Here is a 15,795-nt window from a genome sequence, read left to right as displayed (position 1 = left end):
TTGGAGCCAGACTGGAAGACGTTGCCCTCCCTCGCCTCGTTGCGTGCCTTCGAACTGACCGCCCGCAGCGGCAGCTTCGCTTCGGCCGCGCGGGAGCTCAATGTCACGCATGCGGCAATCGCTCAGAGGGTCCGGTCCCTGGAGGCTGATCTTGGCGTGGCGCTGGTCAGACGGTCGGGCCGGAGCGTCGTTCTCACCGACGCGGGGGCGCGGCTGGCGCAGCACCTGACCGACGGGTTCGGGACCATCGCGGCAGGGGTCGGCGCATTGCGGGAAGATCAGGGCCGATCGCCGGTTCAGATCGCCGCGACGGTCTATATCTCTCAGGCGGTGATCATCCCCAGGCTGCACGAGTTCTGGCGGCTGCACCCGGACATTCAGGTTTCGATCCTGCCGTCGCAAGATACGGTGGACATCGTTTCGCTGGGCTTCGATTTCGCCATACGGGCGGCGACCGGCGCCCCGGACTGGCCCGGCCTTGCGGCGGAACCGCTTCTGGAAAGCGAGATCATCGCTGTCGGGGCACCGTCTCTGGTCACCGACCACATGGGACCGCCCGATCAATTGCCCTGGATCTGGTCGGCAGGCGTTCCGTTCGAGGAAGAGACGATGAAGGCTTTCGGTCTCGACACGCAGCGGCTGAAGAACGTCGATATTGGCGTTCCGTTTCTGCAACTGCCGCTGGCCCGCCAGGGCTTGGGGGTGTCGTTTGCACCGGAAGTGCTGGTTCGCGACGATCTCGCGTCGGGCGCGCTCTGCAGAGTGCCTCTGCCCTCGCCGTTTTCGGTCACCTACTATGCGGTGACCCCCGCCGGCCCGGTGCGCCCGCAGGCGCAAGCTGTCATCACCTGGCTGAAGAAGACCTTGGCCAAGACCGCTTGAACGTCCTCGCGACGGCGGGAGGGCATGGCCGGTCTATTTGCCTCGCAACCGCCGCGAGATGATGGCGGACGACAGCAGGGTCAGCGCGGCGAGGCAGAGGAACAGCACCCGGCAAGCGGCCTCGACCGCGGGCCGCAGCGCCGGGGCGACCGTGCCGCCCGACACGATTGCGGTCGCCGTCTCGTCGGGAACTCCGGCGAGGGCCGCGATCAGCCCGGCATAGAGCGCCGAGACCAGTGCCAGAACGATGCCCTCCGAGGCGACCCGCACGGTCGAGAACATCCCCGTCGCGACACCGGCCTTGTCGCGTGGGGCGATCTCGACGGCGAGCCCGTCCATCAGCCCCCAGGGCAGCCCGATGCCACCGCCGATCATGGCGAGCGCCAGCAGAAGCGGGGGCAGGGGGCCGGCGAAAGGGGTGAAGGCGAGACAGACCAGCCCGAGCGCCGCCAGACCCAGCCCCAGCGTCACCAGACGGCGGCGGTCGCTCGCGGGAAAGCGCGTCAGCAGGGCGGGGATCAGAAAGACCGGCGCCGCCAGGGCCATGGAGATCAGCCCCGCCTCCAGCTCGGAATATCCCGCGCCGATCAGTTGCAGCGGCACGATCACCAGCAGCGAGACAAAGCCGAAACAGGTCGCCACCGGCAGTGTCTGCACGCCGAGGAAGGCGGGGTCGTCCAGCAAGGACAGGTCGAACATCGGCGCGGCATGGCGCTTTTCCTGCCGCACGAATCCCAGCAGGCAGAGCCCGGTCAGGGCGAGCAGGCCGATCTCCAGCGGGTCGGCCGGGCCGCGCGCCGGCAGCAGCACCGCCCAGGCCGTCAGCGCTGCGAGCAGGCTTGCGAACAGCGCGGCGCCGGCGATGTCGAAGGGCAGGGCGGCGGGGCTGCGGCTTTCGGGAAGGGCGCCGGCGCCGGTGGCGAGCGCGGCGGCGGCCAGCGCCGAGGCCAGAACGAACACCGCCCGCCAGCCGCCCGCCTCGAGGGCAAGCCCCGCGATCACCGGGCCGAAGGCCAGCCCGAAGCCGAAGGTCGCCCCGATCATCGAGAACGCCTTGCGGCGGCGCTCTTCCTCGGGGATCTGCGCCAGAAGGGCGGTGCCGCCGGCCAGCGTCGCCGCCGCAAAGAGCCCCTGGATCCCGCGCAGAAGATCGACGATCAGAAGGGACGGGGACAGCGGCAGGAGCAGGCCGCTGATCACGAAACCCGTCAGCCCGAAGCGGAAGACCCGCCGCCGCCCAAGACGGTCGGCAAGGGCGCCGGCGACCAGCGGCAGGGCGCCGAACACCAGCATGAAGCCATTCACCACCCAGAACAGCAGGGCGCCGCTCTGGTCGAAATCGCGTCCGAGATCGGGGGTGGCGATGGCGCCTCCGGCAAAGGTCATCGGCAGAACCATCGCGGCAAGGCAGATCGAGATCACCATGCGCCGCTGCGGCGCGGGGGTGGCGGAAAGGGTCATGGAACCGGTCATGCGGCGCTCCTGTGCTGGCCGGTTCGAAAATATACCTGTCATTGAAATCCGGAATGATCCATTCTCTCGGCTAATTACCAACCAAATATCGTGAATGAATCATGCCGAGCCTGACTCTTCTCGAGAGCTTTACCGCGACCGCCCGCGCCGGATCGTTCGCCGGGGCCGCGCGCCGGCTTGGCGTGTCGCCCTCGGCCATCGGCAAGGCGATCCAGCGGCTCGAGGAGGAGCTGGGGGTCACGCTCTTCCGGCGCACGACCCGGCATCTGGAGCTGACCGAAGAGGGGCGCACGCTGCTGTCCGGCGTGTCGCCCGCACTCGAGGCGCTGGACGAGGCGCTGGAGGAGCTGCGGGACCGGACCGAACGTCTGGCGGGGCCATTGACGCTGACGGTGCCGCTGGTCGGTTATCATTTCCTGAACGCCCGGCTCGAGAGCTTTCTGCGGGCCCATTCCGAGGTGACCGTCGAGATCCGGTTTTCCGACAGGATGACGGATCTGGTCGCCGAGGGCATCGACCTGGGAATCCGCAACGGGCCGTTGCGGGACAGCTCGCTGAAGCTGCGCCGCTTCGGCCCCTATCACCACGGGCTCTATGCGGCGCCGGCGTATCTCGAGCGTCGCGGCATGCCGTCGCTCGACAGTCTCGACGGCCATGACCGGATCGGCTTTCGCTACAGCATGACGGGGCGGCTTCAGCCCTGGTTGCGGCGCGACGGGGCGCCGCTGGCGCTGTCTCCGCCCCGGATGGTGGTAAGCGCCATCGAGGGCGCACGCAGCGCTGCGATTGCCGGGCTGGGGGTAAGCTGGCTGCCGGATTTCGTGGTGACGGAGGATCTGGCGCGGGGCCGGCTGGTGCGGGTTCTCGCGGCGGAACTGCACGAAGCCGGGGCGTTCTTCCTGGTCTGGCCCGCCGCGCGGGCGATGCCCCGGCGCCTGCGGGCCCTGATCGACCATCTGGTGGCGCCCGCATCGTGAGAGCGGGCGGGTGGCGCGGCCGGACGCGATCCGGCCGCTGCCGATCTTTGCGGCAAGCGGTTCAGTAGCTGCCGAGCTTGGGGTCGATCTGCCAGACCTCGCTGACGATGGTCTCGCCGCGGAAGGTCAGCACATAGCGCACGGGGATCGTAGCTTTGCCCGAAAAGGTCACATCGGCGGTCACGGTCGCGCCGGCGGGGTTGGCGTTTTCCTGAAGGTTGCTCACCTCGGCGGTCAGCGCGCCCTGGGCAGTGCTGAACTTCTGCCAGACCGATTGGATGGCCTCCTTGCCGGTATAGGTGCCGTCGAGCGGGCCGCCGACCCATTCGAAGACGGTGCTGTCGGAATAATGCGCCGAGGCATCGGCGACGGCGCCGGTGGCGACGGCATCGAAATGTGCCATGGCCAGATCGGCGCCGGGCCCGGCGATTGCGCCGGTCCCGGCGCCGAGGGCGGCGATGAGGAGGGCGGCGGCGGTGTGTTTGCGATACATGGATCACGGGTCCTTTGTGAGTTGCAGTGCCCTATCTACGGTGCCGCCGCCGCGATTATTCCCGTGGTCTCTAGGCGTCGAAACGATCGCGGATCACATTTGCGAAAGAGGCCAGCTCGCGCTGCGAAAACCCGCCGGCGAGCCCGAACTCGGCACCGCTGCTGGCCCAGGTGACCACGCCCGCGCGGTTGTCCTGCCAGAAGTCCATTGCCTCGCCGGAGCCCTGCGAGGGTTCGTTCGAGATATAGAGGGTCAGCCGGCGCCCGCTGTCCGACTCATACATCAGCAGCGCGGCGGGGGCGGTCTCGCCCATCATCAGCCGCCCGCCCAGAAAGCGGAACCCCTGCTCGGCGAGGCTGGGGACAGAGACGCTCATCCGCAGCCGGTTCGACAGCCAGTTGGTGAGATGTTCGGACTCCTCGGCCCCGACCTCGACCGGGTGCAGCGTCTCCGGCGCATAGACCGCATAGGCCAGCGCCGCCCGTTCGGCGAAGCCGCCGGGCGCCGCGCCGGGGCCTGCCGCAAAGCCGGCGGCCTGCCATCCGAGCGCGCCGCCCACCGCCAGCCAGACCACGGCGGCGGCGATGCGCATCAGCGGATAGCGCGGCGGTCGCCCGGCAGTGTCCAGCAGCGCCTGCGGGATCGGTTCGTCGTCGATGTCCTCGCTGCGGCTGAGCAGCGCGGCATTGATGAGCTGGTAATCCGCCACCCGCGCGGCGGCGGCGGGATTGTCGCGCAGATAGGCTTCGACGGCGGCGGCGCGCTCGGGCGGGAGCTGGTCGTCGGCATAGGCGTGCAGCTCGTCCACGGTCACGTCGGTCGGCACATTTTCGGGCGGGTTCGTCATCATTTCACCTTTCGAAGAACCGCAGTCTTCTTCTCCATTCCAAGCGTCTGACGCAATCGTTCGCGTCCGCGATTGAGACGCGACATCAGCGTCCCCAGCGGAATCGACAGCACCTTGGCGGCATCCGCGTAGCTGAGTTCCCGCACCCCGACGAGCACGAGAACGTCGCGCTGTTCGCGCGGCAGCGCGTCGATGGCGGCCAGCACGCGGGTGAGGTTCACATGGTCCTCCTGCCGCGCCGGTTGCGACAGTTCCGGAACCTCGCCCAGACCGACCGTTTTTCCCGAAAACCGGGTTTCGCGGATCATGTCCACATGCAGGTTGTACATGATGGTGAAGAGCCAGGGGCGCAGCCGGCGGTCGGTCTGCCAGAGGTGGAACTTCTTGAGCGCGCGTTCGAGGCAGCGCTGCACGAGATCGTCGGCGGTGTCGGGATCGCGGCAGAGCGCGCGGGCATAGCGGCGCAGATGCGGGATCTCGGCGATCAGCAGCGACCTGTCACGAAACATCGCATGCTCCGGCGGCAAGGGGGGCATCTGTCTGGGGCACGGCGGCGCTCCTCCGGATTGCGGGTCGACGGAAACAGGTTCACGCAGGGACGTCTACCCGGGACATACGGGGCCGGACGGAGGATTATTCCCGGGCGCGCGGAAATTTTCGCGCCCGCCCTGGGCCGACTGCCCGCCGGGGCGTTCTGGGCCATGGCGAGGGGCTTTGCCGTCATTGCCGTCTGGGGCGGAGCAAAGCGCCCGGCGGTCGCGCCGGGCGTCCGGTCAGTAATCCTTTTCGAAGAACACCCCGAAACCGGTGTTGCCGTCGGTCGAGACCTGGCCGCGCGCCTTGACGTTGCGGTTGATCTGGATGTTCAGGTTGACCGCCGTGTCGCCGCCGGAGTTGATCTCGACATCGGTATAGATGTTGTCGCTGATATACTTGCCCAGCCGCAGCCCGGCATTGCCCTGGTCGTCGGTGGTGACGTCGAAATCGTCGAGGCCGAAGCCCCGGCGCAGATTGCCGACGATCCCCTCGCCACCCTTGCCCGCCAGCGTGTTCACCGCCGCCGCGATGCGCAGCGCCTGAAGCGCGGAAAGTTCGGTCACGTCGCGCCCGAAAAGCAGCAGCGCCAGGACCTCTTCCTCGGGGCGCGCCGGGTCGGAGGAAAACGACACCTCGGGCGAGGTGGCCTGACCGTCCAGCGCCACCTTGATCACCGTGCCATCGCGTTCCGAGGTGGCCTCCACCTCCAGCGTCGGATCGAAATCGCCGGTCAGCCGCAGGATGGCCTTTTCCAGCGTCAGGCGCTGGCCGAGAATGTCCAGCCGCCCGCGGATCAGATCGAACCGGCCCACCGGCACCACGTTCTGCGAGGTTCCGGTCAGCCGCAGCGTGCCGCCCAGTTCGGCGTCGAGCCCGCGGCCGCGCACGAAGAGCCGCGAGGGGGCACGGATCTCGAGATCAAGGGGCAGCGTATAGGGCCGGCCGCCGGCTTTCTGCGCCGCGTCGAGCAGCCCGGCGCGGGCGCGGGTCTGGTGCACGGCGGCGGGTTCGGCGATATGCGTGAGGGTGAAGCTGCGGCTGCCCGGTCCCAGCCCGGTTTCGGGAATGCGCAGCTCGGCCTCGGCGATCTCGACCCAGCCAGCGACGCGGGGGCCGGTCAGCAGCGGCCCCTGCACGGTGATATTGCCCTCGGCGCGGGCCTGATACAGCCGGCGGTCCTGAAGCACCAGATCGCGCAGCCGCACCCGCAGATCGGCGGCATAGGGGGCGTTGAGCCCGACGGTGCCCTGGGTTTGCAGCCGTCCGCCGGTGGACAGGTCGCCCTCGACGGTCAGGCGGGCCTGACCGCCGCCGAGCGTGGTGTCGATGTCGATCCCGGTCAGCGTCAGCGCCGGTCCGGGCAGCACCGCCTCGGCGCCGCTCACCCGGATTGTGCCGGACAGCGACGCGGGCGCCAGCGGCCCGTCGAGCCGCAGATCCATCCGCGCGAGGCCCGACAGCAGGTTGGGTTCCGCGAACCGGTTGACCAGCGCCAGCGGCGCGGCGCCGGAAATGGCAAGATTGGCGCTGTCGAAGGCGCGGGCAAGACTGCCCGAGACCTGCGCCTCGGTCCCGCCCGGGGCGGTGAGGCTGGTGTTGACCTGCCAGGGGCCGGTACCGGTGGCGCTCAGCGTGCCTGTGGCGGTGGCGCGACCGGGAAGCTGCTCGACGATCCGCCCGAGATCGCGCAGCGCGATGTCGTAGCGCATGGCGCTGTCGCCGGTCTGCCCCATGCTGCCGCTGAGCGTCGCGGTCAGTTCGGTGGTGCTGAGATCGAGCCGCTCGACGGTGATCTTGCCGCTGCCGTCGCGGGTCATCGACACGGTGGCGGTGCCGGTGCCGCCCAGCAGCGAATCCGCCGTCGGAATTCCCAGCGCGAGATCGGAGGTGCGCAGATCGCCCCGGGCGCTCAGCGCCCCGTCGGCCAGCGTATAGGAGGCAGCGCCGTCAAAGCTGGCACCGCCGCGCAGCGGCCGCCCGGCCAGCGGCGCATAGGCCGAGAGCGCGGTGGCGGCGGCCTTGCCGGCAAAGCTCAGCGTGCCGATGCCGCCATCGGCGGTCTTCGACGCGGTCAGCGTGCCGCTGGCCTCGGTGCCGCCGGGGCCGGTGGCGGTGAAATCGAGCGCATAGTCCGAGGCGCTTTCCTGAAGGTCGCCCTGGAGCGTTGCGGCGCCGCCCAGCCCGGGCTGGATGCGCGAAAGCTGCGGCAGGGTCAGCGCGAAGCTGCCGGTGCTGGCGCCGGTCCGCAGTTCGGCATGGGCGGTCAGCCCGATGCCGGGCCCGTCCAGATTGAGACGCCGCAGGAAGGTGCCCGCCTCGCTGCGCTGCATCGCCGCGGCAAGGCTCAGCCGCCCGGCCAGCAGCCCGTCGAGCTGCGCAATATCGGCGGAGAGATCGGTGGCGCTGCCGCTGAGCGCCAGGTCGAAGCGGCCCGACAGCGGCTCGGCGCGCCCGCGCAGGGCCAGATCCGCCGCGCCGTCCAGCGGCCGCCCGGCGAGCCCCGAGAACCGGGCCAGATCGCGGGTCTGCACGGTGAGATCGGGCGCAATGGCCGGATCCTCGCCCGGGGTGAGCCCGGAAAAGGTCACCGCGCCCGCGATGTCGATCCCGGCGCCGCTGAGGTCGATCTGTGAAAGCGTCAGCGGGGCGTCTTCCTGCCAGTCGAACTGCAGCGTTCCGCGCAATGCCTCGCCCGCCGCCTGGGCCAGCGCAGGGTCCGCCAGCGACAGGCCGGCGACGTCCAGCGTCAGCCCGCCCTGCACGCGGCCGGGCAAGGTGGTGCCGCTGTTGCGCGTGATGGTCCCCCGACCGGAGATCCGCGCCTCGCGCAGCGCCATCTCGGGGCGGTCGATGCCCTGCGCCAGCATCTCCAGCGTGAACCCGTCGCCCTGGGCCGCGGCATAGGCGAGGCTCAGGGTCGCCTCGTCGAGCCGGGTCACGTCCTGGGTGAAGGCGATCCGCACCGGGCCGCCGTCCTGCGCGGCGATGCGCCCGTCGAGCGCCAGCCGTTCGGGCCAGCCGTCGGCCCCGATCCGCGCCGCGCCGCTGAGCGAGACGGCGGCGGTCTGCAAGTCCAGCGCGTCGAGCGCCAGCGCGCCGCCGGCTTCCAGCATCCCGGTCGTGCGCAGCGACTGGCGCGGTCCGAGAAAGGCGCGCTGGTCCGGCGGCAGCAGCGGCCGCAGATCGCCGGCCAGATCGGCGGCGAAGCGATGGCCTTCCTCGGCCGCGCCTTGCAGCGTGATCTGTCCGGCCAGCCGGTCCTGGCCATCGGTGGCCAGCGTCAGATCTGCGGTGAAATCGTCCACCGGCGCATCGCCCTTGAGCGTGAGCCGCAGCGAGGGCGTGCCGGGCAGCCCCGCCTTGGTGCTGATCAGCCCGCCCGCCGCCTCGTCCAGCGCCAGATCGAGCGTCAGCCGGCGGGTCTCGTTGCCATAGCTGCCGGTGAAGGTCAGCGCATCGTTGGGGCCATCGACGCGCTGCACCGAAAGTTCGGCAGTGCCCGCGCCGCCGGCAAGATGCGCCGCGCCGGCGACGCCAAGCGCCACCGCCTCGCCGATCACCGCCGCGCCCAGCTCCACCCGCGCGATGGCGAATTCCCCGATGTCGATGGAGACCGGCAGATCGGGCAGCGAAAAGCTGGTGCCGCTGGCTTCGGGCGCGGGCGTGTCGGTCTGCGCGCCGGGCAGCCGCGTCAGCTCCAGACGCGCGGCGGAGAGCTTGTTCACCTCGACCCGGCCGCTCAGCAGCGCCGCCCGGCTCCAGTCGAGCTCGGCGTCTTCCAGCGTCAGCCAGATGCCGTTGCCATCCGAGATGGTGAGCCGGTCGAGCGTCGCCTGCGCGCTCAGCGCGCCGCGAAAGCCGCGGATCTGCACATCCATCCCGTCCGAGGAAATTGCGTCCTCGATCAGCCGTTCAAGCCGTGTGCCGCCATCGTCGTCCTGCGCATGGGCGGGCAGGGAGAGGCCGAAGAGCAGCGTGAGCAGAAGAAGGAACCGTTTCAAAACGCCTGACCTATGCCAAGATAAAGCTGGACGCCCGAGCCGGTGCCGCCGCTCGTGGGCGCCGCGATGTCGAGCCGCAGCGGGCCGATCCCGGTCTGATAGCGGACCCCGAGCCCGGCGCCGGAATGCCAGTCGCCGCTTTGTCCGGGGGTGCTGTCGGCGCCGATGAACCCGGCGTCGGCAAAGGCCACAAGGCCCCAGTTCTCGCCGATGTCCTGCCGGATCTCGGCGGAGAGGCCGAGGAAACTGCGCCCGCCGGTTTCGTCGCCGCCGCCGAGATCGACGTTCAGCGACTGATAGGGCTGGCCCCGGACTGTGCCGGCGCCCCCCGAATAGAACAGATATTCCGGCTGCGTGTCGGTCAGCTCCGATCCCAGCACCGAGCCGAGTTGCAGCCGCCCGGCCAGCACCGTGCGCTTGTCGGCGCCCAGCCCGTAATAGCCGCGCAGATCGGTGTAGAACCGCGCGCCGTCGCCGGGGCCAGAGATGTTCAGGAACGGAGTCAGTTCGGTGCCCACATACCAGCCCGAGCGCGGATCGAGATCCTTGTCGCGGGTGTCCCAGGTCAGCGACAGCGGCAGGGTGAAAAGCGAGAAGGAGCGATAGCCGAGATCGTCGTCGGTTTCGGAATAGCGATAGCCGATCCCGATCTCTCCGGTGAGCTGCTCGTTGAACCGGCGGGTGAGGCCGGTGGTCAGCTCGATGCTGTTCGCGGTGTAGGTCGGTTCGTTCTCGCTCGACAGGGCGGCCTGGAAGAAGGCGTCGGTATCGGGGCCGAGCCGCGCGATCGCGGCGGGGATCTCCAGCCGCGCGGTGAGGCTGGCGTCGATTTCGCCGGTGTTGCCGGAGATGTCGGAAATCTCGCCATCGACGCGCAAGCGCTCGGCCCCGCCGCGGAAGTTGCGGTGCAGCCAGAAGGCGCTGAGCGTCAGCCCCTCGAGCGAGGAAATCTCGGCGCCGAACCCGAAGCGGCGGGGCTTGGCGTCGGCGACCCGCAGCTTGATGTCGAGCGTGCCGTCGGGGTTGGGCGTTTCCGCTTCGCGCAGCGTCACGCTGGAAAAGGCGCCGGTGGCGGTGAGCCGGCGGGTCACCTCGTCCAGCTCGTCGGGATCGAAGCGTTCGCCGGTGGGCAGCCCGGCGATGCGGCGCTGCGCGGCGGCGCGCACGGCGCTGTCGTTCACGGTGATGAGCTTGCCGAACCGCAGCTCGGGCCCCGGCGCGATGCGCATCTCGACGTTCAGCCGGCGCGCGGCATGGTTGGCTGTGACCTGCTGATAAGAGAGATCCGCCTTGGCGTGGCCGATCTGACGCCAGCCGTCGATGGCGGTCGAGGCGGCCTCGCCCACCAGCGGCGCAAGCGCGGTGGCGCCGGGGGCAAAGCCCTCGGGCAGCACCGTGCCCGGCGCCAGCGGGGCAAGCCGGGCGGTTCCGAACTTGAAACGCGGCCCGCTGGTGACCGTCACGGTGACCGAGCGCACCGTCTCGGGGGTCGAGAGCAGCGGGATGTCGGCGGCCTCGTGCCCGTCGAGCTGGATGCTGACCGTGCCGCCGTAATAGCCGTTGGCATAGAGCGTCTCGAGCAGCACACCGTAATCCGACAGGGCCGCGGCCACCGCATCCTGCCCCGAGACCCGGCCTTCGGCCTGAGCGGCGGTCAGGGCCGAGTTGTTCTTGAGCTGCGTGCGCAGATCCTCGTCCATGCCGGGGGTGGAGAAATTCAGCGCCTCGAACGCGACGACAGGGGAAGCGGCGAGGCCCAGCGCAAGGCCGAAAACGGTCGAAAAGCGCCGAAGGGTCACGGAGGCGGTCCTTTCTGGGGCGTTGGCAACAGCGCGCGGCCTGGCTCACGCCAGACCACTCTAGGGCAGAGGTAGCACTGGCACCAGAAAACAAAAGCACATCTTGTGGAGTTTGGCAGAGTTTTGCGGAGGTCGGCCCTGAGGGCGGTGTCTGGGCACCGTGGCTTGCCGGGGGCGTCTCGGGGTCTTATCCCGAAGCGATGGCTTTGCACGGGCCGGGCAGAATCGCGGCGCGCGCGGCGGGCCCGGAAAACCGGACGGGGGAACGGGCAGGATGAGCGCGGAAATTTACGTCACCGGCAGCTCGGGGGTTCTCGGCTGCGAGATTCTGGACCATCTGACCGCAATTGCCGGTGGCAAGAGGATCGTCACCGGCGTTGCGCGGCGGGGGCTGCCGGGGGGGCGGCAGGCGCTGGCGCAGATCGTGACGCCGGAGGTGCTGTGCCCAGACTGGCTGAAGGCGGGCGACCGGACGGCCACCATCGTGCATTGCGCGGGGCTCGCCAGCCCGCGCGTGCCCTTCGACGATTTCGCCGACCTCAGCCGCCGCGAGATCGAACCGCAGATCGCCTTTGCCGAGGCGCTTGCGGCGCGCGGCTGGGCGGGCCATCTGGTCTATGTCTCCTCCGCCGGGGTCTATGGCGACAGCGACGATCTGCCGATCCCGGAAGCGGCGCCGATGCAGCCGAAATCCTTCTACGCGCTGCAAAAGATGGCGGTCGAGCAGGGGCTTGTGTGGCTCGCCAACCGGCACGGGTTCCGGCTGACGATCCTGCGGCTGGCCAATGCCTATGGCTCGCCGCTGGCCGGGCCGCGCTATGGGGTGGTCAACATCCTTCTGGACGCGCTGGAGACGGGCGCACCCTTCAAGCTCTTCGGCACCGGCGAGAGCCTGCGCGACTATATCCATGTCTCCGATTTCTGCCGCGCGGTGGAGCGGGTCTGCACGCTGCCGCTGCCCGACCGGATCACCACGCTGAACATCGGTACGGGGCAGGGCACCTCGCTGGCGCGGCTTGTGGCGCTGGTGCAGGAGGTGACGGGCCGTCCCCTGACGTTGCAACGCGAACCGCTGGCGAGCGAGGTCAAATCGAGCGTGCTGGGGATCGACCGCGCAAAGGCGCTGCTGGGCTGGGCGCCGACCGTGGGGATCGACGAGGGGCTGCGCCGCACCGTGGCGGCGCTGGGCTGAGGCTCAGTCTTCCTCGAACGGGTCCCATTCGTCCTCGACCTCGGGCAGCGCCTCGGCGGTCGCTTCCTGCGCGGCCTCTTCGGGGGTGTGCACCTGGAGGATCTCGGCATCGGGAAAGACGGCCAGCGCGGCCTGCACCAGCGGGTGTTCGCGCGCCTCGGCCTTCAGCGCCAGCTCGGCGGCATGTTCCTTTTCATAGACCGTCGGCGCGTCGCAGTCGTTGACCAGGATGACCGCCCAGCGGTTGCCGGTCCAGCGTTGCAGCGCAGAGCCGAGCTTCTGCGCCAGATCCGCCGGCGCGTTTTCGGCCGGGGTGAATTCGATGCGGCCGGGCTGATAGGCCGCCAGCCGGACATGGCGTTCCACCTGCGCCAGCAACAGCCCGTCGCGATTGGCGCGGATCAGCTCGATCACATGGTCGAAGCTGGGATAGCGCGCCAGCGCCGCCTCGGGGGCCAGCGCGCGGACGGCATTGCCCTGATGCGCGACCGGGCCGGAGGGCGCCGCGTGGGTCGGCGCCGGGCCGCCCATCGCATGGGCGCCGCCCGAGGGCCCACGGGCATAGCCGCCGCCTCCGCCCGGGCCCGGGTTGGGCGGAGGCGGGGTGTCCTGCAACTTGCGCAGCAGCTCCTCGGGCGAGGGCAGCTCGGCCACATGGGTGAGGCGGATCACCGCCATCTCGGCGGCCATCATCGCGTTGGGCGCCTGCGCCACCTCGTCCAGCGCCTTGAGCAGCATCTGCCACATGCGGGTCAGCGCCCGCATGCCGAGATTGGCCGCCAGCGCCTGGCCGCGCGCGCGCTCGTCGGGCGAAATGGTCGGGTCTTCGGCCGCTTCCGGCGTGATCTTGACCACCGAGGTCCAGTGCGTCAGCTCTGCCAGATCGCGCAGCACCGCCAGCGGGTCGGCACCGTCGGCATATTGCTCCGAAAGCTCGGTCAGCGCGCCGGGCGCGTCGCCATGCATGATCTTCTCGAAAAGATCCATCACCCGGCCCCGGTCCGCGAGCCCCAGCATGGCGCGCACCTGCTCGGCGGTGGTCTCACCGGCGCCATGCGAGATTGCCTGATCCAGCAGCGAGGTCGCGTCGCGGGCCGAGCCTTCGGCGGCGCGGGTGATGAGCGCCAGCGCGTCGTCGCTGATCTCGGCCTCTTCGGAGGTGGCGATCTTGCGCAGAAGCGCGATCATCACCTCGGGCTCGATCCGGCGCAGGTCGAAGCGCTGGCAGCGGCTCAGCACGGTCACCGGCACCTTGCGGATCTCGGTCGTGGCGAAGATGAATTTCACATGTGCGGGCGGCTCTTCCAGCGTCTTGAGCAGCGCGTTGAACGCGCTGGTCGAGAGCATGTGCACCTCGTCGATGATGTAGATCTTGTAGCGCGCCGAGGCCGCCCGGTAATGCACCGAGTCGATGATCTCGCGGATGTCGTTGACCCCGGTGTTCGAGGCCGCGTCCATCTCCATCACATCGACATGGCGGCCTTCCATGATCGCGGTGCAATGCTCGCACTGGCCGCAGGGCTCGGTGGTGGGGCCGCCATTGCCGTCGGGGCCGATGCAGTTCATGCCCTTGGCGATGATCCGCGCGGTGGTGGTCTTCCCGGTGCCGCGAATGCCGGTCATGATAAAGGCCTGCGCGATGCGCCCGGCCTTGAAGGCGTTTTTCAGCGTGCGCACCATGGCGTCCTGACCGACGAGATCGGCAAAGGTCTCGGGGCGGTACTTGCGGGCGAGGACCTGATATTTCGGGCTCTGGTCGGACATGGTGGCCTTTTGCGCTGCGGGGTTGCGGCCAAGGTATGCGCGGCGCGGGCCAAGGTAAACCGGCTGGCGCGGAAAAGCGGTTTGCGCCGGGCGCGCTTTAACCTATCCTGCACCCAGGCCCGCCGGCAGGGGGCCGCCCGGTCCGCGGAAAGCGCCCGCACCTGCCGTTCGGATTTTCGACGAAAATTCGGTTTCCTTCGCCCGGCTTAGCGGACCATCGGGCGGTCACGGAGGTAACCGACCATGTCCGAATTTTCCCTCGAGTCCCTGCGTTTCGACGCAAAACGCCTGCAACGCGGCTTCGAATCCGGCGCGCCCTGGGCGTTGGAGCGCCTGCGCGCGCACCCGCCGCGCGCGGTGCTTTCCGGCCTGAAACGCGCCGATTTCCTGCAAGTTGTGGCGCGCGAGAACGGTTTTGAAAGCTGGCCGCGCCTCAAGCTGGCCGCCGAGACCCAGGGGCTCGACCGGGCCGCGCGGGTGCAGCGGCTGAAAGTGGCGCTGTTCCATGGCCAGATGCGCGTGGCCGAGCGGCTTCTGGACGAGACGCCCGACCTTGCCGACGGGCTCTTCGGCCTGCAATGTGCGCTTTACCGGCGCGAGGCGGTGGCGGCGGCGCTGGCCGAAGAGCCCGCGCTGGCGGTGACCCGCTTCGGCCCGCGCAGCCCGATCCTGCATCTGGCCTTTTCGCGCTGGATCCATGTCCGCCCCGAGCTCGAGGCCGATATGCTGGCGGTGGCCGAGCTGCTGCTGGCGCATGGGGCCGATGTGAATGACGGCTATCCCTATCGGGAGGGCGATCCGCATCTGCTTTCGGCGCTTTACGGCGCCATCGGACATGCCGACAACATGGTTCTGGCGCGCTGGTTGCTGGCGCAGGGGGCCGATCCGGATGACGGGGAATCGCTGTATCATGCCACTGAACTGAGCCATCATGAGGGGCTGCGGATGCTGCTCGAGCATGGCGCGAACCCGGCGGGCACCAACGCGCTGCTGCGGGCGCTGGATTTCAACGATCACGCGGCGGTGGAGATGCTCGTGGCGCATGGCGCGCGGGCCGACGATTTCGATCCCGATGAGGTCGGCGGCGAGGCGCCCTGGGTGATCCCGGCGCTGTTCCAGGCGGCGCGGCGCGGCTGCGACCGGCGCATGGCCGAGCTGCTGCTGGATGCGGGGGCCGATCCGCGGCGCCCCTGGCAGGGCATGGCCCCCTACGCCTATGCCCGCGCCTGCGGCAGTGTCGCGCTGGCCGAGGCGCTGGCGGCGCGCGGCTGCGCCGTCGCGTTGACGCCGGAGGAGGCGCTGCTGGCCCGGGCCGCCGACGGGGCGCTGCAACCGGGCGATGCGCTCGATCCGGGAGCGGTGCCGCCCGCCTGCCGGGGCCTGCTGCACGAGATCGCCCACCGGCCCGAACGCCTGCCGCATATGCGGGCGCTGGTGGCGCTGGGGATGCCCTTCGACGCGCCGGGGTCGCAGGACGGCGCGTCTCCGGTGCAGGTGGCCGGATGGAACGGGGTGCCCGAGGTGATGGGCTATTTCCTGAGCCTGGGCCCGGATCTCGGCCATATCAACGCCTATGGCGGGACGCTGTTATCGACCATCCTGCACGGGTCGGAAAACGCGCCCGACCGCGCCCGGCGTGACCATGTCGCCTGCCTGGAACTGGCGCTGCGGGCGGGCGTTGCGCTGCCGCGTCGGGCGATCCGCAGCGCCGGGCGCGAGGATGTGGCGGCGTTTCTCGAGGACTGGGCCGAGGCGCATCCGGCGCAGGTGGTCTGACGCGGCGCTGCGGCGGGGTCATTCCCCTTCACGGCTCACGGCGATGTGACTATC

At 69.8% G+C, this 15,795-nt stretch carries 11 protein-coding genes; 4 read left to right on the top strand and 7 right to left on the bottom strand.

The annotated features are described in order from the left end of the window. Positions 1 to 882 (top strand): LysR family transcriptional regulator, encoded by an 882-nt coding sequence (locus M4578_RS02895; RefSeq protein WP_338054484.1) that lies wholly within the window; start codon positions 1 to 3, stop codon positions 880 to 882. Between the two features lie 33 nt (positions 883 to 915). On the opposite strand, the gene M4578_RS02890 is transcribed toward M4578_RS02895, so the two are convergent. Continuing rightward, a complete protein-coding gene (locus M4578_RS02890) occupies positions 916 to 2,355 on the bottom strand; it encodes an MFS transporter (RefSeq protein ID WP_258091923.1) in 1,440 nt (479 codons plus the stop codon). Between the two features lie 101 nt (positions 2,356 to 2,456). Here M4578_RS02890 and M4578_RS02885 point away from each other — a divergent pair, with 101 nt between their 5' ends. Continuing rightward, entirely contained in the window at positions 2,457 to 3,332 is an 876-nt protein-coding gene (locus M4578_RS02885; protein ID WP_258091922.1) for a LysR family transcriptional regulator, read from the top strand. A 61-nt stretch (positions 3,333 to 3,393) separates the two neighbouring features. Here M4578_RS02885 and M4578_RS02880 read toward each other — a convergent pair whose 3' ends face one another. From M4578_RS02880 to M4578_RS02860, 5 genes are all read right to left on the bottom strand, one after another. Further along, the gene (locus M4578_RS02880) at positions 3,394 to 3,825 is read right to left on the bottom strand and encodes a nuclear transport factor 2 family protein (protein WP_258091921.1); all 432 of its coding nucleotides are present in this window, start codon (positions 3,823 to 3,825) and stop codon (positions 3,394 to 3,396) included. A 70-nt stretch (positions 3,826 to 3,895) separates the two neighbouring features. Continuing rightward, positions 3,896 to 4,675 carry an anti-sigma factor family protein gene (locus tag M4578_RS02875; protein WP_258091920.1) on the bottom strand — a complete coding sequence of 260 codons (780 nt, stop codon included), beginning with the start codon at positions 4,673 to 4,675 and terminating at the stop codon, positions 3,896 to 3,898. Beyond that, a complete protein-coding gene (locus tag M4578_RS02870; RefSeq protein ID WP_258091919.1) occupies positions 4,672 to 5,181 on the bottom strand; it encodes a sigma-70 family RNA polymerase sigma factor in 510 nt (169 codons plus the stop codon). The genes M4578_RS02875 and M4578_RS02870 overlap by 4 nt, the downstream gene beginning before the upstream one ends. 264 nt (positions 5,182 to 5,445) lie before the next feature. After that, a complete protein-coding gene (locus tag M4578_RS02865; protein WP_258091918.1) occupies positions 5,446 to 9,210 on the bottom strand; it encodes a translocation/assembly module TamB domain-containing protein in 3,765 nt (1,254 codons plus the stop codon). Beyond that, positions 9,207 to 11,009: an autotransporter assembly complex protein TamA gene (locus M4578_RS02860; RefSeq protein ID WP_258091917.1), complete on the bottom strand. Its 1,803-nt coding sequence runs from the start codon at positions 11,007 to 11,009 to the stop codon at positions 9,207 to 9,209. The genes M4578_RS02865 and M4578_RS02860 overlap by 4 nt, the downstream gene beginning before the upstream one ends. Positions 11,010 to 11,283: 274 nt before the next feature. On the opposite strand from M4578_RS02860, the gene M4578_RS02855 reads away from it, so the two are divergent. After that, complete coding sequence (locus M4578_RS02855) at positions 11,284 to 12,201, top strand: NAD-dependent epimerase/dehydratase family protein (protein WP_258091916.1); 918 nt, start codon at positions 11,284 to 11,286, stop codon at positions 12,199 to 12,201. Between the two features lie 3 nt (positions 12,202 to 12,204). Here the strand turns inward: M4578_RS02855 and M4578_RS02850 are convergent, their stop codons facing one another. Further along, entirely contained in the window at positions 12,205 to 13,965 is a 1,761-nt protein-coding gene (locus M4578_RS02850; RefSeq protein ID WP_420854791.1) for a DNA polymerase III subunit gamma/tau, read from the bottom strand. 243 nt (positions 13,966 to 14,208) lie between these two features. Between M4578_RS02850 and M4578_RS02845 the strand changes: the two genes are divergently transcribed. Beyond that, a complete protein-coding gene (locus M4578_RS02845) occupies positions 14,209 to 15,741 on the top strand; it encodes an ankyrin repeat domain-containing protein (RefSeq protein WP_258091915.1) in 1,533 nt (510 codons plus the stop codon). Positions 15,742 to 15,795: the final 54 nt, after the last annotated feature.

It is taken from the genome of Salipiger pentaromativorans, assembly GCF_024721115.1.
GTDB lineage: Bacteria > Pseudomonadota > Alphaproteobacteria > Rhodobacterales > Rhodobacteraceae > Salipiger > Salipiger pentaromativorans.
This window is presented reverse-complemented; position numbering and strand designations above follow the sequence as displayed.

Excerpts from the sequence above, each read along its gene's own strand:
- M4578_RS02855 (WP_258091916.1), top strand. The coding sequence starts at position 11,284 with ATGAGCGCGGAAATTTACGTCACCGGCAGCTCGGGGGTTCTCGGCTGC.
- M4578_RS02845 (WP_258091915.1), top strand. The coding sequence starts at position 14,209 with ATGTCCGAATTTTCCCTCGAGTCCCTGCGTTTCGACGCAAAACGCCTG.
- M4578_RS02850 (WP_420854791.1), bottom strand. The coding sequence starts at position 13,965 with ATGTCCGACCAGAGCCCGAAATATCAGGTCCTCGCCCGCAAGTACCGC.
- M4578_RS02885 (WP_258091922.1), top strand. The coding sequence starts at position 2,457 with ATGCCGAGCCTGACTCTTCTCGAGAGCTTTACCGCGACCGCCCGCGCC.
- M4578_RS02875 (WP_258091920.1), bottom strand. The coding sequence starts at position 4,675 with ATGATGACGAACCCGCCCGAAAATGTGCCGACCGACGTGACCGTGGAC.
- M4578_RS02870 (WP_258091919.1), bottom strand. The coding sequence starts at position 5,181 with ATGTTTCGTGACAGGTCGCTGCTGATCGCCGAGATCCCGCATCTGCGC.
- M4578_RS02890 (WP_258091923.1), bottom strand. The coding sequence starts at position 2,355 with ATGACCGGTTCCATGACCCTTTCCGCCACCCCCGCGCCGCAGCGGCGC.
- M4578_RS02880 (WP_258091921.1), bottom strand. The coding sequence starts at position 3,825 with ATGTATCGCAAACACACCGCCGCCGCCCTCCTCATCGCCGCCCTCGGC.